This is a genomic window from Stygiolobus azoricus (assembly GCF_009729035.1).
Lineage (GTDB): Archaea > Thermoproteota > Thermoprotei_A > Sulfolobales > Sulfolobaceae > Stygiolobus > Stygiolobus azoricus.
This window is the reverse complement of record NZ_CP045483.1, coordinates 512,070-532,494: the sequence shown is the minus strand read 5'-3', so window position 1 is coordinate 532,494 and position 20,425 is coordinate 512,070. Positions and strand designations below refer to the sequence as shown.

20 protein-coding genes, 1 tRNA gene and 1 pseudogene are annotated in these 20,425 nt (G+C 38.9%); 10 read left to right on the top strand and 12 right to left on the bottom strand.

The features are described 5' to 3' along the window. Positions 1-178 precede the first annotated feature (178 nt). From D1868_RS03225 to D1868_RS03210, 4 genes are read right to left on the bottom strand one after another with little or no spacing between them, the layout of a single operon-like run. Positions 179-1,000 carry a CBS domain-containing protein gene (locus tag D1868_RS03225; protein ID WP_156005492.1) on the bottom strand — a complete coding sequence of 274 codons (822 nt, stop codon included), beginning with the start codon at positions 998-1,000 and terminating at the stop codon, positions 179-181. A gap of 55 nt (positions 1,001-1,055) precedes the next feature. After that, positions 1,056-2,882: an amylo-alpha-1,6-glucosidase gene (locus D1868_RS03220; RefSeq protein ID WP_156005490.1), complete on the bottom strand. Its 1,827-nt coding sequence runs from the start codon at positions 2,880-2,882 to the stop codon at positions 1,056-1,058. Between the two features lie 11 nt (positions 2,883-2,893). Continuing rightward, positions 2,894-4,744 carry a glycoside hydrolase family 15 protein gene (locus tag D1868_RS03215; protein ID WP_156005488.1) on the bottom strand — a complete coding sequence of 617 codons (1,851 nt, stop codon included), beginning with the start codon at positions 4,742-4,744 and terminating at the stop codon, positions 2,894-2,896. Beyond that, positions 4,741-5,997, bottom strand: a complete 1,257-nt coding sequence (locus D1868_RS03210; RefSeq protein ID WP_156005486.1) for a DUF4954 family protein — start codon at positions 5,995-5,997, stop codon at positions 4,741-4,743. The genes D1868_RS03215 and D1868_RS03210 overlap by 4 nt, the downstream gene beginning before the upstream one ends. 44 nt (positions 5,998-6,041) lie before the next feature. On the opposite strand from D1868_RS03210, the gene D1868_RS03205 reads away from it, so the two are divergent. The 5 genes from D1868_RS03205 (at position 6,042) to D1868_RS03185 (ending at position 10,587) form a co-directional block, all read left to right on the top strand. Further along, entirely contained in the window at positions 6,042-7,373 is a 1,332-nt protein-coding gene (locus D1868_RS03205; RefSeq protein ID WP_156005484.1) for a glycoside hydrolase family 57 protein, read from the top strand. After that, a complete protein-coding gene (locus tag D1868_RS03200) occupies positions 7,370-9,079 on the top strand; it encodes a glycogen/starch synthase (RefSeq protein ID WP_156005482.1) in 1,710 nt (569 codons plus the stop codon). The genes D1868_RS03205 and D1868_RS03200 overlap by 4 nt, the downstream gene beginning before the upstream one ends. A 36-nt stretch (positions 9,080-9,115) precedes the next feature. Further along, positions 9,116-9,718, top strand: coding sequence for a sulfite oxidase-like oxidoreductase (locus D1868_RS03195; RefSeq protein WP_156005480.1), 603 nt, complete (start codon positions 9,116-9,118; stop codon positions 9,716-9,718). 140 nt (positions 9,719-9,858) lie between these two features. Further along, positions 9,859-9,949 (top strand) — tRNA-Gly (locus D1868_RS03190). 20 nt (positions 9,950-9,969) lie between these two features. After that, on the top strand, positions 9,970-10,587 hold the full coding sequence (locus D1868_RS03185; RefSeq protein WP_231112445.1) for a hypothetical protein: 618 nt from the start codon (positions 9,970-9,972) through the stop codon (positions 10,585-10,587). Here the strand turns inward: D1868_RS03185 and D1868_RS03180 are convergent. Then, positions 10,526-11,638, bottom strand: a complete 1,113-nt coding sequence (locus tag D1868_RS03180; RefSeq protein WP_156005478.1) for an ABC transporter ATP-binding protein — start codon at positions 11,636-11,638, stop codon at positions 10,526-10,528. The genes D1868_RS03185 and D1868_RS03180 overlap by 62 nt on opposite strands. 31 nt (positions 11,639-11,669) lie before the next feature. Here D1868_RS03180 and D1868_RS03175 point away from each other — a divergent pair, with 31 nt between their 5' ends. Continuing rightward, on the top strand, positions 11,670-12,512 hold the full coding sequence (locus D1868_RS03175; RefSeq protein WP_156005476.1) for a fumarylacetoacetate hydrolase family protein: 843 nt from the start codon (positions 11,670-11,672) through the stop codon (positions 12,510-12,512). On the opposite strand, the gene D1868_RS03170 is transcribed toward D1868_RS03175, so the two are convergent. Further along, positions 12,499-13,581, bottom strand: coding sequence for a glucose 1-dehydrogenase (locus D1868_RS03170; RefSeq protein WP_156005474.1), 1,083 nt, complete (start codon positions 13,579-13,581; stop codon positions 12,499-12,501). The two genes, D1868_RS03175 and D1868_RS03170, sit on opposite strands and share 14 nt — an antisense overlap. Before the next feature lie 61 nt (positions 13,582-13,642). Here D1868_RS03170 and D1868_RS03165 point away from each other — a divergent pair, with 61 nt between their 5' ends. Together D1868_RS03165 and D1868_RS03160 are read left to right on the top strand one after the other, a co-directional pair. Further along, positions 13,643-14,203 (top strand): DUF1404 domain-containing protein, encoded by a 561-nt coding sequence (locus tag D1868_RS03165; protein WP_156005472.1) that lies wholly within the window; start codon positions 13,643-13,645, stop codon positions 14,201-14,203. Between the two features lie 41 nt (positions 14,204-14,244). Further along, a complete protein-coding gene (locus D1868_RS03160) occupies positions 14,245-15,465 on the top strand; it encodes a hypothetical protein (protein ID WP_156005470.1) in 1,221 nt (406 codons plus the stop codon). A 45-nt stretch (positions 15,466-15,510) separates the two neighbouring features. Here D1868_RS03160 and D1868_RS03155 read toward each other — a convergent pair whose 3' ends face one another. Beyond that, positions 15,511-16,401, bottom strand: coding sequence for a DUF929 domain-containing protein (locus tag D1868_RS03155; protein WP_156005468.1), 891 nt, complete (start codon positions 16,399-16,401; stop codon positions 15,511-15,513). Positions 16,402-16,668: 267 nt separating this feature from the next. Here D1868_RS03155 and D1868_RS03150 point away from each other — a divergent pair, with 267 nt between their 5' ends. Next, the gene (locus tag D1868_RS03150; protein WP_156005466.1) at positions 16,669-17,283 is read left to right on the top strand and encodes a hypothetical protein; all 615 of its coding nucleotides are present in this window, start codon (positions 16,669-16,671) and stop codon (positions 17,281-17,283) included. Between the two features lie 81 nt (positions 17,284-17,364). Here D1868_RS03150 and D1868_RS11325 read toward each other — a convergent pair whose 3' ends face one another. Next, entirely contained in the window at positions 17,365-17,637 is a 273-nt protein-coding gene (locus tag D1868_RS11325; protein WP_420824481.1) for a hypothetical protein, read from the bottom strand. 52 nt (positions 17,638-17,689) lie between these two features. Next, positions 17,690-18,154 (bottom strand): annotated as a pseudogene (locus tag D1868_RS11320) (cytochrome b N-terminal domain-containing protein); the annotation flags it as partial. Between the two features lie 555 nt (positions 18,155-18,709). Between D1868_RS11320 and D1868_RS11020 the strand changes: the two are divergent. Continuing rightward, positions 18,710-18,898: a hypothetical protein gene (locus D1868_RS11020; protein ID WP_231112443.1), complete on the top strand. Its 189-nt coding sequence runs from the start codon at positions 18,710-18,712 to the stop codon at positions 18,896-18,898. A 5-nt stretch (positions 18,899-18,903) separates the two neighbouring features. Here D1868_RS11020 and D1868_RS03135 read toward each other — a convergent pair whose 3' ends face one another. The 3 genes from D1868_RS03135 to D1868_RS03125 form a co-directional block, all read right to left on the bottom strand. Further along, positions 18,904-19,248, bottom strand: a complete 345-nt coding sequence (locus D1868_RS03135; protein ID WP_156005464.1) for a class I SAM-dependent methyltransferase — start codon at positions 19,246-19,248, stop codon at positions 18,904-18,906. Next, complete coding sequence (locus D1868_RS03130) at positions 19,217-19,435, bottom strand: hypothetical protein (protein ID WP_156005462.1); 219 nt, start codon at positions 19,433-19,435, stop codon at positions 19,217-19,219. Before D1868_RS03130 ends, D1868_RS03135 begins: the two co-directional genes overlap by 32 nt. Positions 19,436-19,908: 473 nt before the next feature. Then, a complete protein-coding gene (locus D1868_RS03125) occupies positions 19,909-20,307 on the bottom strand; it encodes a phosphate-starvation-inducible PsiE family protein (RefSeq protein WP_156005460.1) in 399 nt (132 codons plus the stop codon). Positions 20,308-20,425: the final 118 nt, after the last annotated feature.

The following is a 20,425-nucleotide window of genomic DNA, read 5'->3' as shown; positions in this document are numbered from 1 at the left end:
TTACAAAGAATTAATTTTTAATTCCATCTCATTGTAACTTTAATTTTTAAAGTGTAACAACTTAATCTATATATAGATTGCATAAGTTGGTTTATAATACTTTTATTGTACTATTTTACAGAACTTAGAAATAACATACTATCTATTTTTTCATGTATGTTAGTTACAGAAAAAGATATCATTTTCCTCTTATATGTAGTTGATAATGTAAAGCTATGATTAAGTCCCTTTCCGTAATTATACCACCCACTGTACCATCTTCCTTCAGTATCAGAAGCGAACCTACTTTTTTCATGATCATAGTACTTGCGGCTTCATTTATAGATTTCTCTGGGTCTATAGTTAGAACATCTTTAGTAGCTACTTGTGAGACTTTCTTTGAGAAGAACATGTCTGGATCACTCTTAACCACAGCTTTAGTAAAGAGTTTTAGTGCGTCAGCCGCTGTTATTATACCCTTAACCTTATTTTGGTCATCAACTATAGGTAACCTCCTGAACCCCCTCCTGATCATTAATTTTACAGCTTCAAACACGGGGACGTCTTCATAGACAGTACTTACTTTTTTGGTCATGAACTTTTTCACTGGAAATAACTCGTCTAGATCTTGAAAAATTAGGAGTAGTTCCCTTTCTGTTACAATGCCCGATACTTTTTTCTCTCGATTCAAAACTGGGAGGGCTCCGAAGTTTCTAGCTACCATTAATGTTAATGCATCCATCACATCATCATCTTCATAAGCGTAAACGGGTCTAGGCGTCATAACTTGTGCGACTTGTTTTTCAATAAGTGCAAATATATCTCCCCTATCACAACCTTCTTCACACCTTTCCGTAACGAAAGTAAGTAAATCACGAGTGGAAATAATCCCTTCAATTGAGTCATTAGCTACTATAACTCTTCCTATACCTCTCGTGTTAACTTTCTTAAATGCTTCGGCTAGTTTATCCCTTACGGAAACTATTGGAGGGTCTGGAAGCATGAGTGTTTTTATTATCATGGTTTTCTATTCCAACTTGCCGTTTATAATTCTTACCTTTAGTCAGCAAGGTACCCTAAATGCCAATCACTTTGTTAAACCCTCTGTAAACTTCAGCTACACTCCACGCTTGGGCTATACAACCACCAGCTAGATACGGAGGTATATCCTCGAATAGCTCAGGAATATATCCGTTATTCTCCTTAATGACATCCAGTAGGGGTCTAAAGATGTCGATAAGCATTTTTGCCTTTATCAGATCACTCTCGACTTTTAATTTAGCGTCTATATAAGCTCCTATCAACCAAGGCCATATAGGACCGTTATGATAAGCTTCATCCCTACTAGCCCTATCTCCTCTATATATGGGCTTGTATCTGGGATCTCTCATGGAAAGTGTGCTGAGCCCGTAAGGTCTCAGAAGTTCATTCTCAATCGTAGCAAGCATTACCTTGCCCATTTCTGGGGGTAAAACGTTGAAGGGTAATGATAATGCGAAAAGTTGGTTAGGTCTTATGGACTTATCAGATATCATATACTGGTCAATATAATCGTAAAGACCCCAACTTGCTACAAACTTCTCGTTGAAGGCGTTTCTAACTTTTTCAGCCATTTCTACATAAGAATCTTGTTTATCTCCTAGAAGTTTAGAAAAAAAGTTCATCACCATTAACGCATTATACCATAATGCGTTTATTTCCACTGCAGCACCTTCTCTCGGTGTGACTATCCTACCGTTATAACTTGCATCCATCCACGTTCTCGGCGCTCCTTTATGAAATAGTAAGTTATCTTTAATGTAAACTATCCCGTTTCCCTTAGAATACCATTCAACTATTTCCTGAAGTTGAGGATAAATTCTCCTGATAAATTCCTTATCACCACTGAAGGTGTAAATTTTGTAAACTGCATTTATCGCCCATAAGCTGACATCAACACCCATGTAAATAGGTTCACCTTCGGGTGTTATGTGGTTTGGTAACATCCCCCTCTCTGAGTAGCTCAGATACCGTGCAGTTATATCTTCAGCAAGTTTATACAATCCGTTTAAGAGTAAAATTCCCTCCATGGATATGAATGTATCCCTACCCCACTCGTCAAACCAGTGATAACCTGCAATGATAGCCCAACCTTCTTTCCCCTTGGCCAGAAAGTCAGTTGAGGCACTTGCTAAGAGCTTTAGAACGTCATAGGGATTTTCCTTTAGTTTTTCGTAACCAGACTTGTCATAGTATACGTGAACTATTAAGGTGTTATCTTTACTTGTTACGCAGAATGGGTTGAAGAGATCTTCCTTGTGGTTTGAACCTCTCTCATAGTCTAAGATGTAAAAGAAGTTATAGTACCAGTATCCGGTCATCTCTGCATTGATACCGTTTTCAAATAGGAAGTTCAGGAAGGGAATGTCGTCTTTTACTACCCTAGCCTTTTGTCCTTGAAAGTAAACATCAAAGAATATAGATTTAGGTGTTACAAGATGGTGACTGCGATAGGTAATTAGAGGACAAATTTTAACTCGTCCATCGGTCGCCTTGTATTCTACAGTTATAGCATTTTCAAATTCATGAGCTATTAAAGTCTTTTCTAACCTAACGTTATTAACCTCGTAAACCCATCTTACGTAATTCCTGCCCCATTTGAACTCCTTTAAGTACCTATATCCGTCTGGGTAATATGTTCCTTCGTAATGGTTTGTACTTAGCGGAAATTCACCCTCATCGGTTATCAAAAAATCCTCGAATTTAGACAACATTACATATCTTTTGTGGGGTTGGTTCAAAGGTACTACTAGATACCCGTGGTAAGTCCTTGAGTTTATACCACAAATGGTTGAAGAGGAATATCCTCCAGTTCTAAGGGATAAGAGCCATTCTCGCCTTTCGCATTCCTCCGGCGGTAACACACTTTAATTTACTACTTATTAGTTATTAGTTTATCTAAGGTAATGATAAACTCAGAGTGAGACCACACTAGAGGCATTACAGACGAACTCTGCAGTGAATCTGGATAAACTTGCTCTGGAAGCAAACCGGTTGGTAAAGCTCTATCCATTACCCATTTTACGTACTTCATAGCCCTCTGGATATCCCCTATTTCAGCGTAATACTCTGCAACCCATAAGGTAGTTATTATCCACGGATTAGGCTGAGACCTCTCCCTTCTGTAGTAGTCATTCTCATACCTTATGATCCCACCGTTAACCGTTAGTAAGTCTTCAATAATCTTTATTGTGTTTTTCATGACCACATGTTCTGGCTCTACCATCTCGAAGAAGAAAGGAGAATACATGCTTGCATCTACTGTAAGATCCTTGTTCCCGTATTCGTCCAAACGTCTTACAAACCTGTCGTTATGAACCATCCTTTTTAGAGCCTCTTCCTTCATATATCTGGCAATAGTTATCATATCTCCTGAGAGCACCTCATCTCCCATGTCTGCTACTAGCTTTGATGCAGACTTAAGTGCTCCGAATACAGTTGATACTGTGTAGATGTGAATTCCATACCTCTCTTCCCATAAATCGAAACTTGGCTTCGGTAAACCGTCTTCAATATATCTCATCATGAACCTTACGGCGGGCTTAACAAAATCTTTGTAAATCGAGACTAGCACGTCTATATCCTTATAATATTCGTAGTGTTTAGCGATAGCCCAAACTTGTAAAGCCGTTTCATCTTCTTGAATCGGGTAAATCCTCTTACCATTCATCAACCAAGGATGCCATGAACTTGCTAGCGTACTGTCTGGATTATATTTATGGAATAAGAATCCATCCTCACTTATGAGTTTTGAAATAAACTCATAGTGTTTAACAGCAAGATCCCCATAACCAGCTAAGTCCAGTGCATGAGCAGCTATTGCACTATCTCTAGGCCAGCAGTATGTGTAGGAATCACCATAGACTCCCACGAAGCTGTAATCTGAAGAGGCTATGATTGAGCCGTTCTGATCCATGTGATTTTTTATTACCAATAGACTTATCTGGAATAAATCTCGGAGCTTTTCATCTATCTCTTTTATCTCAAACTTATTGAACCAGTTTTTCCAGAACATATACGAGTTTGTGAATGAGGACTCAATTTCCGTCGATGTAACCCTCTTAAGAAGTTTTCTTAAACCTTGTAATGTCCTATCGAAAGCTATTGTTAAGTAAGCTTTTTCGCTACCTAAAGGATTTAGCGACAAGGAAAAGGCTAATGCTGACTGAACGTTTCCGTTTTCTATAGTCTTTCCTTTCAGGTTACCGTCATTTACATCTTCAAAAACGTCATTTTTACCTACGGTGAACTCGTTAAAGTCTTTCATGATTCCCAGAAGTTTTATTCCTATATACCTCTTAGACTTGTAATGGATGATTGCATTTGTCTCAGGATCATAGAATGCTGTGTCTCCGTAAGGGTTTGAGTAAAGGTCTAGATCAAAGAGAAAAAGCAGTTTTGCCTTCACTGGTTCAGTTGACTTGTTGTATACTTTAATAATCCGGTAAAATAAAGGCTCGTATAGGTCAGCGAAATCGTAGGCGATGAGAGATAACTTGTTGTCTATATCGGCTTTAACCTCACCTATGTTCGTGTTGTCAAGATAAGAAAGGCTCGTTTTCCATTCAATATCTTGGTATAGTCTATCTGTAAATATATACTGCCTTACGGGTTTACCATTAGTGTGATTTTCCATCCCTATATAAGGGTAGTAAAGGTCGATGATCCTACCGAACTCATCTAAGTTAACCAGTATCTTGCCGTTGCCTATGCTAAGAGCCCTCATGTGAGCACTGTATCGTATAACTTACTTTCGGCGTTAATAAGCTTATGAGGATAAATCTTAGAATTCACAATTTCGCTTCCCTCTCCTATTACTACGTCTTCTGCAATTACACTGTTTATAATTCTTGTAGGTCTCGATTTGGACGACCTTATCTCTACATGTCTTGCTATAATTGAGTTCTCAATTATAGCATAATCTCCGATATAGCATCTGTCCATCACTGAGCTTTTTACTATTTTCACTCCTTCTCCTATGATCGTAAAGTTATCAATGCTTGACTCCTCTATATATGTATATTTACCTATCTGACAATGTCTCCCTATAAGTATGTTACCTTCTAGCTTCAGCTCTCCCTTCTTATACATCCTCTTAATAGCTAGTCTTCTCTTCCTCGAGTCTGGACTCGTACCTTGAACAAAGATCCTTCTATTGGGTTCAATTCTAATTCCGTGCATGTCTTTAGCATCGAGTGTCTTCAGCAAGGTCAGCATCGCGTCCAAATACCTTCCGGGAGTACCTACATCGAACCATAAATCATTAGTGATATACCCATAAACGGGATATCCCTTCTTTATCAAGTACGGTATTATGTCCTTACCAAAGTCCATTTTTCCCATCTTATACATTTCCTGAACTTCCTCGCTCTTGAAGACCTTCCTTATTTCAGGACTAATGATGTATAAGCCAGTATTTGCCAAATTACTTGGTGCTTCTTCTTTTTTAGGTTTCTCAACGAACCTCTTAATTCTATTGTCGCTTTCAAGTTCAGCAACTCCGAACTCCTCCACGTTTTCAACAGGCTTTAACACAATGGTCATGAACGCGTTTTTGTTCTCATGGAACTCGAGAACCTTTTTAACGTCAAGTTTGAATAAGTTATCCCCTTGAACCACTAAAAAGGTCTCTTGAATATCATAGTATTCGAGGTTTATCCTCACTGAATCTGCATTTCCTATACTATCAACCCTTGGCTGGTACTTGAAGTGGACTCTAGGTTTGATGTGATACCTAGCTGAAAAACCAATTCCTTCCTTATATAAGTCGAACAAGGAACGATAGTTTACATATCCCCTAACACCGAAAATTATCTCCTTTATCCCTTGTCGAGCTAGTTCCAATAAAGTGTACTCAATTAAAGGTCTGTTCAGAAGCCTAACGGCGGCTTTTGATGTCTCTACTGTCAAAGGTCTAAGTCTAGTCGCTTCTCCTCCTATCGGGATTATTACCTTTACATCTTCTATGTGGATTGTCATTACTTAATAATTTTTATACAATGATTTATAAAACATATATATACATGAGGCACGTCAGTATAGGTTTTGAAGTACACCAACCTTTCAGAATAAGAAAGGACTTTCTTTGGAATCCAATGTACAGAAGTGGCGTTTTATCGAAGTACTTTGACGACTCCCTTAATAAGGAGGTCTTTGAGAGGGTAAAGAGGAAATGTTACATACCAGCAACCAAGATAATCCTTGAGGAAATTGAAAGAGGTGAAAATGAAGGATATGACGTAAAGTTCTTTTACTCTATCTCTGGCACTTTTGTGGAGCAGGCGGAAAAGTGGGGGAGAGAAGTAATAGAACTCCTACAACAACTCTCTTATACCAGAAAAGTCGAGTTCCTCTCACAAACTTATTACCACTCGGTCACGTCATTGTGGGCAGATTTGGACGAATGGAGAGAACAAGTGAAAAAGCACATAGAGTTAATAAAAGAACTCTTTGATCAAAAACCGGTGACTTTCGAGAATACGGAGTTGATCACTAACTTCAGGATAGCGAAAGAAGTGGAGAAGATGGGTTTCAAGGCAATAGTCACGGAAGGAAAGGAAAGTTTGTTGAAAGGGAGAAGTCCGAACCACGTTTATAGGGTTAAGGGAACGAACCTATCCCTATTTCTGAGGAACTACAGACTAAGTGATGATATTGCCTTTAGATTTTCAAACAGAAACTGGGATCAGTATCCCTTAACAGCTAAGAAATTTGCAGACTGGGTAAGCTGGTCTGAGGGAGACACGGGGATGATCTTTGTAGACTATGAGACGTTCGGTGAGCATCACTGGCCAGAAAGCGGAATCCTAGACTTCCTACGCTGGTTACCCAGAGAGCTGAAGAGAGCTGGCGTTAAGATGGTTTTACCGCGGGAAGTCTATCAAAACGTGTACGACGAAATTCCATTAGACCAAACTGTATCTTGGGCAGACGTAAACAAAGACGAGACTAGTTGGTTAGGAAATATTATGCAATGGGCGTATGATGAGATGGTGAGGAGGACGGAAATGTTAGCTAAAGAGTTAGGCGGTGATTATATGAAGGCATGGAGGTACTTCACTACTAGTGATCATTATTACTATATGTTCTTAGGCAGTGGTGGGCCCGCAGAGGTTCACTCCTATTTTAGTTCTTTCAATTCACCTATTGATGCATTCATTAACGAGTTTTACGCCATAACATTATTCCAAGAAGAAATGAGGAATAAACTAGGAATAAATAATGAACCTTTCATATTTAACGTAAATGGGCAAAGGGGAAAAGAAGTGTGGACTTTGAAGCAATTTTACGAGGTATTAAAAAACCACCCCGAATACAAGGAATTTGAGAAGTATGTCCAGGAGTGGTCTAAATGAGAAGATATGAATCGCTTTGGATGCCCGACGAAATCAAGAGCATTTGGATGATTTCTGCCGAACTCACAAAGGTGGCTAGTTTAGGAGGTCTTGGTCCAGTAGTTTATAACCTAAGCAAGATCTTGGCAGAGAAGGGTTACAAAGTAACGGTGTTGATGCCCAGTCACGGGAGGCATTTAGACCCTAAATTTAGGGAGTTTCTTTCTCTCAGGGAGTTACCTTTAGTCGCAGAAGGAGACAGAGTTGGACTTGACGGAAATAGATATCACTATAAGTTGGGATTTGAAGAAGGAAAACTTGACGGGTTTAACGTGATCCTAGTAAAGGGACTAGACTACAATACCGGGGTCTTAATGGACAATTGGAGCATTTACGCAAACATTACCGAGAAGGCTTCTTTATTAGCAAGAGGTGTAATGAAATATTCGGAGTTCTCTATACCCTCAAACGTCCCGTCAATTATTCACGTCCATGATTGGCACTCAGTTTTAGCAGGTGTAGGGGCAAAACAAGTATTTGAAACTAGGAGAATTATAGTACCTTTGGTATATACAATTCATCTAATTAACAAGGTAGGATTCCCTTGGCATTACGCCTCAGAGGACTGGTCAGGTCTGGTGAATTGCCCGCATTACATATGGAAAGTAATAAAACACGAACTATACACTACGAGACAAGTGTGGGACGACTTGTCCTCGGGTTTCATAGAAAAGTTCGGAGCCTATGAAGCGGATATGATAGCAACCGTAAGTAAGAGTTACCTAACTTACGACGTTTATAACTTCATAGGTAATTGGATAGAGAATAAGAGCTGTGTAACATACAACGGTACCGACTGGAACATAAGTGAGGTGATAGAATACGCTAAAGCTAGGTTCAACACTACAGATAGAAATATCGTAAGGAGGAGACTTTATGAGGAACTGGAAAGATTGAGGATTATACCTGAGGATTACTTAACGGGGAATATGCTTTGGAATAATCGCTTCAGGATAGGGATCAAAGACGATTGGACTTATGCCAGACTCGATGACGGACCTTTAGTTCTCTTTGCGGGAAGGATGGTTTACCAGAAGGGAGTAGATTTATTGATAAGAGCATTCAGGGAGACGCTTAATGTAATTCCCAACGCTAAACTGATCATATCGGGACTGCCTTCAGGAGATTATGGGTTACTTCAAGACGTAATTAATAAAGCTTCTGAAATGGGAGGAAATATTAGGATTATAATGTCTTCATCCTTACCCAAGGATATTTATAAACTGTTCTACTATGCAGCATCTGTCTTTGCGATACCGTCTAGATGGGAGCCATTCGGTTTAGTCTCCGTGGAAGCCATGGCTTTAGGAGTACCGGTTGTAGCATATGCTGTAGGAGGGCTGAGAGAGACCGTAGTAGACATAAGGGGAGACAGTGAAAACGGAACCGGGTTTTTAGTAGAGCCAGAAAACATATGGGAGCTAGGTAGAGCCCTCACTACGTCTCTCCTGCTATCAATAGCTACCGAGAAGAAAGATACGAGTATACTTAACAACCCTAACTTAATATTCAAACCAGAAAGTGTTGACTTTTGGGATAAGGTCAGAGAGAATAGTATAAGAAGGGTGGAGGAGAACTTCAGGTGGTCTACCTCGGTGAAGCAACTTCTTAATTGTTATTCCAAAGCCCAGACAATGGCTAAATACAGAGTATTAGCATCATTTTAACACCACTTTATTAAGTCACTCTCATTATTTTTACTAATGCAAGAACAAATTCCACCTGGTCAGAGATACGTTAAAAAATTCATATATTATGCTGCATTAGGAGTCCCAGAAGTTGATTTACAAAGTTACAGACTAAAGATATTAGGAGAAATGGAGAATAAGTTGGAGTTCACTTATAAGGAACTTCTGAAGATGATAGATACGGAATACGTAAGGGACTTCCACTGTGTTACTGGGTGGAGTGTAGCTGGTGTAAAATGGGAAGGGATAAAGATGAAAACGATAGCATCCTTAGCTAAGGTGAAAGGCACTGCAAAATGGGTAATGTTCTACTCATTAGACGGATACATTTCAGTAGTCCCAATTGAAGACGCTTTGTCAGAGGATGCAATAATAGCTTTAAAGATGAACGGAAAACCTTTAGACAAAAAGTCAGGATTTCCTACACGTCCCTTTATACCTCACCTTTATGCGTGGAAAAGCGCTAAATGGTTAACTGCTATTCACTTTACATCAGAATATCAGGACGGTTTCTGGGAGGAAAGAGGATATCATGAAAGAGGCAACGTTTGGGAAGAAGAGAGGTTCAAGGGAGAAGGATATAGTCACAGTGGAATGAAAAGAAGACCGATTCTCTAACGAAATCTTTACCTTACCTCGTAGTATAACAGCATGAATAAAATTAGGTATACAGTACGTTCTCTGCCGAGGTATACTTCACATGTAATTGCTAACGAGAAAATTTTTAATAAGTGATAGTATAAGTAATAACTCACAGTGCGGCCGTAGTCTAGCCTGGATTAGGACGCCTGCCTGCCACGAGCTCGCAGGAGACGCAGGAGGTCCCGGGTTCAAATCCCGGCGGCCGCACTCCTTAGGAGTGATCTAACTTGGTAAAGATCACAAAAGCGTCATTCTTTTACTCACTCACCTTCTTGGTAACCATAGCCCTCTCCACTTCTCTGTCCAATTCCATTTTACCGTTATTAATAACTCTGGCTTTGCTCTTTAGAAAGCGAAATGTAGTCTTGATCGAGGTCTTGATCTCTCTTCTCTCCTTTCTCCTTCTCTCGGAATTTCATAAACTCAACTTATACATATTCACCGTAAGGGCACTCACTTACTTAAACTTGTACTTTCTGATGTCGGAATATGTAGACTACCACACAGTCCTCAATATACTAAAAGAGAAAGGGGTCCCGTTAGTAGTAGGTTTGGCTTATTTTCCTCTCTTTAATGAGATCGTATCTCAGATAATGTTTAATGCAAAAGCAAGAAAGATAGGTCTCAAACCTTCTAAGCTCCTTCTGCCCTTAGTCGTCCAAATGGTAAAGGTAGCTGAAGACTTGTACGTAGCCTATACTATAAAACTCTACGGTGAATATAGGGGGAGATTAAACCTAAGACCAACTTCCTTAGATTTACTCTTTATCTTATTAGGGGTTATCACGTTTGTTTTAAGCGTCGCCTTTCCTCTAAATCTACCACAGTATCACATATTGATATAAGATCTTCGTCGTGAGTTGCTATTATTATACCCCTTCCCTGTTCCTTCAACATCTTAATCATATCGTAAAAACTCATAAGCGCATCGCCATCCATACCTACGCTGGGCTCATCGAGACCGATCAACTTATAGGAGGAAGCGAAAGCCGAAGCAATTAGGACCCTCATTTTCTGACCGTAACTCAACTGGAAAGGGCTCTTATCCGCAATCTCGTCCAGTTTAAATAATTTCAGAACTTTCTCGTCTTTAACTTCATCTCTCACAGTAGGGTTAAAGAACTGCAAGTCTGGGTTCTGAAAAACTACGTAAATTTTCCCAACAAGACTCTTCAACGTTGTAGTCTTACCTATCCCGTTTCTACCTACTATACAGAATACCTCACCTTCTCTTACCTTAATCCAATCTTGTTCGAATATCACTTTACCTAAACGTGTTTGGATCGGCTGTAAACTAAAGCCTCTCAACCCGTTCTCCTTCAGAAACCTCTCATCGTAAAGTTTATCCCTACTTATCTCCTTAACCCCTTTCTTGGTGAGTAAATAAAACCTGTCACCCCAGTCCCTTACCTCTTTTACTCTATGCTCCGTGATCAAGCTCCCTTTTGGGATCACTTCCTTAACTAAGGGAATCGCGTACTTATCGAGGTTGGCGAAGGGCTCGTCCAACATTATGTGCTTAGGTCTTGAAGCTAGGACTGTAGAGATGACGAACCTCTTCTTATACCCGTCTGACAACTTATAGAAGTTAACGTTAAAATACTCACCCATGATCCTCTGCGGGATTGAAAAGTCTACGTCATGAAATAAGGACTGAAGTTTTAACTCATCTTCACAAGTGAGCCCGAGAATCTGTGTAGAGGGCTCCTGAAAGACTGCAGAGAGCAAAGAGTAATCTCTCTTTTTACAGAAGTCTTCTCCGTCAATAGTCACTTTAATTGGTTCTCCAAGACACAGAGCCCTTTTTATGAGCGTTGTCTTTCCACTACCATTCTTACCTAAAAGGATTACTCTCTCATCCTCGCTTACTTCTATCTCGTCATTGATAATGAGCACAAATTTAATTGATCACGAGTTTATAATAAACATGAAATTAGGCTTTGCTCAAATCGAAGACGGAAGAAAAGTAGTTGTAGTCTATAAAGAAGGTAAATTCTTCGAATTCGAAAAAGAAGGGATGGAATGTGTATTTAGCAACATTAATAACGTCATCAAAGCCTTCGACATAGTCGAGAGATTACCGCTGAAAGAAACTAAGGTTAAAAAACTCTTACCACCCATATCCCCTCAGAAGGTGTTTCTACCAGCTGTAAATTTTAAGTCTCATTCCTCAGAGACTCTCATGAATCCTCCACCTTTTCCTTATTTCTTTACAAAATTTTCAAATGCTATAATCGGTACTGAGGATTATATTTTGATCCCTAAGGAGTTAAAGAGGGTTGACTATGAAGGTGAGATAGGTATTGTAATAGGAAAGAGGGCTAAGAACGTAAGAAAAGAAGATGCCATGGATTATGTTTTCGGCTTTACGATTGTTAATGACGTAAGTTTCAGGGATTATCAGTTTCCCGAAGTACACCCTTATGGGCTGAACTGGGTTATGGGAAAAAGCCTCGATACAGGTTTACCGGTAGGACCATGGATAGTTACAAAGGACGAAATAAATGACTTTTACTCACTCAGAATAATAGCGAGGTTAAATGGAACTATAGTTCAGGATGGTACTACTAAGGATATGATCTTTAGTGTAGAGGATATGATAGCCTACTTGAGCAAGGGAATAACTCTAGAGCCTGGAGATGTAATAACTACAGGGACTCCTGCTGGAGTAGCTGAGTTCTCAGGTAAAAAATACTTACAAGAAGGAGACGTCATAGAGGTAGAGGTTACTGGGATAGGAGTTCTAAGAAACTACGTCAGGACCATTTAATCACAGTCTTTATTTCTCCTTTTATTTTTTTAGATAAAACTTCAGGTGCTTCCTCTACTTCAACTTTACTGGTTATCATACGGTTTAGAACATCTCCATAACGATACCTCCATATGGAAAGGTAATTCAACGCACCTTGGAAGTCTTTTTTACTGGCGTTAACACTGCCAATTATCAGTATGTTCTTTTCCACTATTTCGGTAACCAGATCTGACATTATCTCCGCTTTTTCACCTTCCATAGTCCCGAAGAGGATTAGAGCTGAATTATGTCTCATCTTTTTCATAAGCGGAAGGAAGGCTTCAGGAACTCCGCTTGTATCTACTATGAGGTCTGCATCGGGTAATTTATCGATACCTAATTTCGTGTCGTAAAACTCTGCCCCTATTTTCTCCGAGATGTATCTTTCCGTCTCGCTTGGTTCCCTCTTGTTAAGCAAATACACTTGAAAACCTAGAGTCCTCAAAGTCATGGCGAAAAACGTCCCTATTGGACCGGTTCCTACTATAAAGGCGTTTCTACACTCGAAAGTAGAGTCTTCGCAATTCCATATCATTCTTCTCTGGACGAAGAGAAGCTCTTCCGTAGCTTTTACTACGTTAGACAAGGGTTCCGTGAGGACAGCCACATCTTTGACCTCTTCTGGAACTTTGACTAGGTACTTCTCGTCGTCGACAAAAAATTCTCTCATGAAGCCGTGTTTTCCTCTTATTCCAGCCTCGACAAACTTTCCCGTTTCGCAAAAGTCCTGCCTTCCTATTTTACAGTTCAAACATTGACCACACCCTCTCCTGACAACCGGTACTACATAGTCCCCCTTTTTCAGTGTAGCTACACCGTCTCCTATCTCCTCAACTCTACCTAAACCCTCGTGTCCTAAGATCAAAAAAGAATAACCTTCAGGTGGGTAAGCAAATGAGATCTTTCCGCTTACTATTCCCCTATCAGTCCCGCATATCCCCGTCATCACTGTTCTGATCAACGCTTGGCCTCTACCTAAAGTCTCTTTTACCACGACGTCCCTTACTTCCGCTCCTATACTATTAGGCCTTACCGTTATAGCTTTCATACTTATCCTATTCTAACCAGAGTAAAAAAGCCTTTTATTTACAGTTTGAAAAATTAAAGTTATGAAGAAATTACAGATCAACGATAAGAGACCTTTAATAGTGTCTATTGTGTTAACCTTGGCATTCATCAACCCATTGGTTGAAGACTTGATGTTTAATGAAGAGTTTGTATTTATGGCATCACATTATGCCCTAGTGTTCGCAGGTTCACTTATTGGGTATTACTACTGGGGTAATAAGTTTAGAACTTCATTATTGGGCTATCTAGGGTCTCTCTTAGTGGTATTATGGCATTTTCCTCAGCTCTTTGTTTTAGGAGGTGCTGAAATTCCGTTTAGAGCTCTCGACGAGTTATCGATGTTTTTTGGAGGAGTACTACTTGGCATGGGTGTTAAGAATATGAGGTTAATCGAAAAGCTACTTTTGTTAGTCTTGTGGATGTTAGGGGATACGACTCTAGCCGTTATCTTGGTAATATCCTACCCCTTCTACAATATTCCGCCTTCTCCTTACCCCTTATCTCAGGAACCAGTAACGGGCTATGTAATGGTAATTGCCATGACATTTGTTCTAGGTTACATAATATTCAAGGGTTTCCAAAACCTCAACATCTTTGGCTAAAACGTATTAATTGCTATTCTACCATAGAATAGAAGGGTAAAATGAAAGCCTATGACCTACTCGCTTACCTACTTGAACACACACAGCCAGGTTCAATCGTAGTGGTAACAACGCCAAATAACATTCCCATAATGTTAAATAAGGAAGATGAATTTTCTGTATTGGCTTATGTTTGTAAGGATGAAGACGTCAAGAAACTAAGAGAAACTTTTGATAAGTCCACGATACATCGAGCCGTTTTAGACTTGTTAACCCAACTCTCTGATTACTTACAGACTCAAATAGACGAGTTAAATATCGCAAATTCGGCGTCATTCCCAGGTTGTGTAGAGAAAAGAACGCCAAGACAAAGGGAGGTTAAGAGAGAGAAACCCAGACCCAAGAAGGAGGACATTAAGTTACTAATAGAGCAGATGAGGACACTTCCTGAGGAATTCGATATCTTACCGTTACTAAGCCATGAAGGTAAACTGATCTCATTGGTTATGCAGAACCTAAGCCTTACTACACTGGATAAGATAGTGAAATCATTATCGCACGTTAAAGGAGATGCTATAATGCCTATTAATCCAGACTTACAAACGTTAAATTACGTTTTAAGCACGATAAAGTTCGACCTTCAAAAGGGGAACCCATTATCTTCGTTTGATAATTTCACGTTCTTTACGGCAATGTTCGTAGATCAAGGAGATATTGGTGAGGGTGAGTTCATGAGTAAGAAAATCCCTAAAAGGAGTGGTAAATTCTTCACTTCCAATTCTAAGGGAGGGCTTAAACCTATACCCCTTGAATTTCTCGATTACTCTAAGAATAAAAAGAATGGACTGTATGTAGGTTACTTCATCCATGACGGCCAGCAATTCGTAAGATTAGGAGGCTTCGACTTACTGGATTACCATGAGCAAGGAAAGTTTACTATTAACGCATACTTACTCTCGTCTTTTTTAGCCGCCCAAAAGGACTTTAGCATTGAATACTCAGCCTTCGACAAGCTAGTGAGCAACTTCGTTAACAGTGTAATATCCAAAGGTATAGGTGCAAAATACGTAAAGGAAGTGTTTGAACTCGAGAACTTATTATATGACATCCAGTTAGTAAAGAACGTCACCAAGGAATCAATAAACATTGTAGACCCTATATCTTTCTGGTACTACAAAAGTAAAGGACAAGATCCATTATTATGCACTGAATGTGAGCTAAAGGATAAGGTGGAACTATGGAATAAAATAACGAAAGGGTGGTTCAGGGAATTCCTACTGTAGAATTTTTAGTTAACCAGCTTTTAAAATAGGTCTAAAAACGTAACCTTACATAGCTTCTTTTATCACGTTCAATATTTGTTGAGCTTCTTCTTGTATATAAGACGTTGTTTCTAGCTGAGCAAATGCGTAAGGGTTAGAGGTAACGTTAACCTTCGGTATTACTCCTTTTGAAATATTCCCATAAAGTTCTTGTGGCGTATAACCCGAGGTAGCGAAGTAATAAGGAGCTACTGAGTTCACCGTTTGGTCATATCCAATTATCATCCAGGTACCGTTAGGTCCCGTTATTAATATTACTGTAGCTATATGAGGAGGATTTCCAGCATCAGCTAAATTAGGATACTGCCCAAATGGTGTGTTAAGCTCATATTTAACTATCAAGTTATAGACCCAATTAGGCACATCTTTTTGGAGTTCTTGTAGTTCTAAAGTTACTATGGAATCACCAGAATAGGGGACTATAGTACCGTTTGTCAGGCTAATACTATTATTGTTAGTAAACATCCTTCCTATCATGTAGAAGAAATGAAAATGTACACTTCCATTAGGTATAAAAGACTGAAATAATAAGCCCGGTACTTGCATTGGTGCTGATACACCTCCAGTAGGTGAGGGTAATGGTTCTGGATCAGACCATATTGGGGTAGCGTTAATTTTACCGTAGTGGCTTAAGGCTAGATACAAGGGCCATGACTGGGCAGCTCCGTAAGGACATCCCTCCCAAGAGACTAAATAAACATCAACAACATTCGGTGATGACGCATAGTCCTGATTTGAGACCTTAACAAAATGTAGGAATGGAACTGATTCGCTTGCCTGGGTCGTAGGAGGCTTTATAGAAGGTAAGATTATTAGAATAGCTAATATTACTACGAATATGATGAAAGGTACGTATATGAGCTTACTCTCCTTTTTACTCTTCTTTGATTTAGCCATCAATGATATCTCTTAGCATAGTTACTAAAACTTTTTCCTAAAACACACATAGTCCAGAAGGTCAATATGACTAGAAGATTTGCCTTTTATTTAAATTTCATCTGCTGTATGAAATATTTTATTTTAATGAAAAGAGTATAATTATAATTTTTCTTTTCTAATCAAGACTAATTTCTAATAAAGAGTAAAGAGCGTATAAAGATATCTGAATTTGTATTATGTTGAAGCTAAATACTTATTTTTGATTAAGTTATAAAGACATATTATATGAAAAAGAGAGTACGGTTCTTGAGTTCCATAAGCAAGATAGGAAAGTCAACGTTCACAGTTCTTACAGCATATTATTTAAAGTCATTAGAGATCCCTTTTTTGATAGAAGAGCTAGATCCCTTCCAGACAGTTAGAGTTCTTGTAGATGATGAGTTCGATATTGTGGACTATTTTAATATAAACAAGTACCTTTATTCTGATTATTTTCTTGACGTGGAAAAGGATAAGCTACAAACCATGTATAATAGATCTAATTGGAATATGCTTGTTTCAGACATGCTCACAAACATTGATCCACATAGTGATCCAATAAAGTTTCAAAACAATATAACAACTGCAAACATTAATGTGTTTCTGACAGACATGACCAGACTTTCCGAAACTATTGAATATGCAAAAAAGTGGGATGACGGTTACAGAGTCTTAGTCGTTAACATGGTACCATCAGAAAATGTATCCCTTGTAGAAGATCAAGTTTTAGATTTAATATATGAGAAAGGAGTTTTCAAAAGATCTTTCATATTCCCTTATGATGAAAGGATAAAATACCTAGACCCTGATAAGTTAGAATGGTTTAAAGAAGCGTTATCAAGAATTCTATCTTTGAGATGACAAAGAGAGAACCTATTTCCCCTTTGCTTCTCAATACTTTAAGAGGAAAAAAATACTTAACTTATAATTTTTAGTTACTCATCATTTTACATATATTATATAATGGTATAATTGAAGGGCTCCTCCGAATAGTATTAATATCACTCCTAAGTCCATACCGGCATATGTTGCTTGAGGACCTACTGAAGGTAGAGTCCACATAAGACCGCACAAAATAGCTACTATAATCAGAATAACTACTATCCCAACAAACGCAATGTCTTTCCTCTTATATCCACCTCCCATAGAGGTTGTTGTGCCTTCGTTCCTTATTATCGCCCTACCGAGCTTGTAGACCCATATGAAAGTGAACATACCAAGTGGGATTAAAGCAATAAGGTTCACTAGAACTGGTTGTTTTACTAAATATTATGTGCCAACCAAGTAATCTATCGAATAGTTCAGCTCTAGTTAAGGGACTGCTTGAAATTGCTGCTAGTCCACCATGTCCAAATAGCCAGTTAACAATTACGGTCGCACCAGGGAACCCAGTATTCACAATCAACTCACTTCCTATGTCTACTGCATTTACTCCGAGCACGTCGCTAACTAGACTGTACCCGAAAAATGACGCACCTAGTGTTAAGAGCAACAAAAGGACTCCAGTAATCCATTGTAACTCTCTTGGCTTCTTGTAAGCACCTACGTAAAAGTTCCTGAACATGTGAATGTGTGCTAGAATTATCATTATATAAGCGCCGTAAAGGTGACTGAAGAGAAGTACTGGCCCATACGGTACGTGGTATATTATGTTCATTGTAGACTGATACGCGCAAGACGGCTGATAGTAGAGTAATCCAGTAATAACTGTAGAAATAAATGCGGCAGCAACAAAGCCTAAATTCAAAATATTCACAAGTTACTTTCCAAAAAATACCTGGTTTACTTGCAGTTTACCGTTTTAGCGGTGAACACTTGGAGAAGATTTATGGAATGGTCATCACTAAAGTGGACTTATCTAAGTTAGCTAGGAAAAGAAGAGGCAAAGAGACTTAAGCTATTAGACCCCTTATTAGGATATGCCATGATACTCGATGATTTAGGGCTTGCAGTAATTAAGGGCTAAGGAGACTAACTGGGACTATGTAATAAAATTCGCAATTGAGAATAGTGGAGGTGTTTAACATGACTTTCAAGGGATATGTTGGGCATATCAAATTTGATGACCAAGGAAATGTGATAGAAAGTAAGAACGTGGAGAATCCAAAGGAGTGGGTGACATAATAAAGTTCAACGTCAAGAAGGGTAATGAGGAAGCAAGGGAATTAGGTTTCGGTCGCATGAACTGTTTCGCCATGATCGGAACGGAGCTTACTTAGTTAAGACAAGATAGGTAGACTGGCATGACCTATTCGTAAAGTACACGTATTCTTATACCATATTAATTATGGGTTTATTCCTTACTATTCTGTCGATAATAATATTCGTGATAGACGTAACGCCCGCAATTAATTATATACCTTACTTTAACCAGCTTGCACCAGAGCCTAGATTTTACATTCCTTCACTCATCCTTCTAGTTGGAATAGTACTCCTAGCTATCTCTAAATCTAAGTTTAACTATAGGCTGGAGTGACGAAGTTAAGCAATTTTTTCCCATTTACTAAAAGATAACGCATTTGCTTCGGTATATTCTACAAGTTTAAATTTCCCCTCTTCCATCTCCTTTCTTATCTTCCCTCTAGTCATTATAGGATCTACTATTAGAACAGTACCTTGACCTTCAAGAACTCTCCTTATCTCCGAAACGAGTACTTTCATTATCTCTCTTTTTAGGTTGTAAAAGTACATTACGCTGTAAGCTATAGAGAAACTATTATCCTTAAAGGGGATTTGAGGGAGACCATAAAACAAATTCACTCTGGCACCATACTTTCTTATTAATCTCTCAGCCTCATCCTTCTTGGAAATACTTCCAGTCGTCAACTCCGCTTATCTCCTTATTAAGTTCTAAAGATAGATAAATAGGGATCAGACAGTTACCCGGAGCTATGTCCAAAATCCTCTCTTTTTTTATGTCAATCATTGAGGAAAGTTTCCTCGCAATATATTCCTCTTCATCTATCGTAATGCCCATCCTCAATACAGGTTGGAAGTCATTTACGTCTATCATAATCATTAACATCGTGGTGATTAAATTAAAGCTTTTCAACAAAAACAACGAAAAAGCACTCAGTGATCACGCCTCTTTTTTGTAAGCCTTAAAGATATCAGGAACCTACTGAATGCTATGAGCAGGATTATGGAGGCCAAATATAAAAGATCAGACAAACTGTTCACCGTTTGTCCCTACACTCTCATTTCACTCATTTTATGTTCATGATCAAGTGTAGGGACTTAGCCCTCAACCACTACCAGGTGGGTCATGGGTCTCCTTCGAGCCCAACGGCACGGGGCTCACATCTCCGTGTACGGGGCTTGGGGCATTGCCCCATCACCCCGTAGGCGTAGATTCAACACAGCAACAACATCCCTAACCACTTCTCTAACCCTTGGGGGATTGACCTCATCGGATTTACAGCTTACTTACTTCTCATCATCCTCTTCACGAAATTAATTTCAATGAATATAAAAAGATTTCTATTGTTATGAAAAAGGATTCACCCCGTTAATTAATTCGATAATGACCTCCCTTAGGACGAAGCTCATGGTAGCGTCCATAACGTATACTACACTTCTCCCTCTACCTTTTCCAAAGTCTACTATACTTTGAAATAGCTCTAGAAGCACCACAACAAGAAACGCGTTACCGACAAGTCCGAATATCTCGCCCAGCAGGCCTGAAGGAATTAACAAGAAAATATCTACTATTGTGTACACTATAACTATTCCTATAGCTATAAGCAGAATAACCTCTATGACCTTTGTGACATATTGAACAATCTTCTCTTCGGGTAAATAGAAATGAAATCTCTTTTTTGTACCCTTACTTTCGCCTTTCACTTCATTTACTCTTAACAGTCTCGGTATAAAAAGTGAGTTCATTACTCAGACTGCAGATACACTACTTCTTTAAGTTTGTAGCTCAAGTTTAAGTAGGGTACTATGTGTTCTTTTACGATATGTTCAGGAAAGTTAAATTGGTCTTTAAGTTCCTTTATTT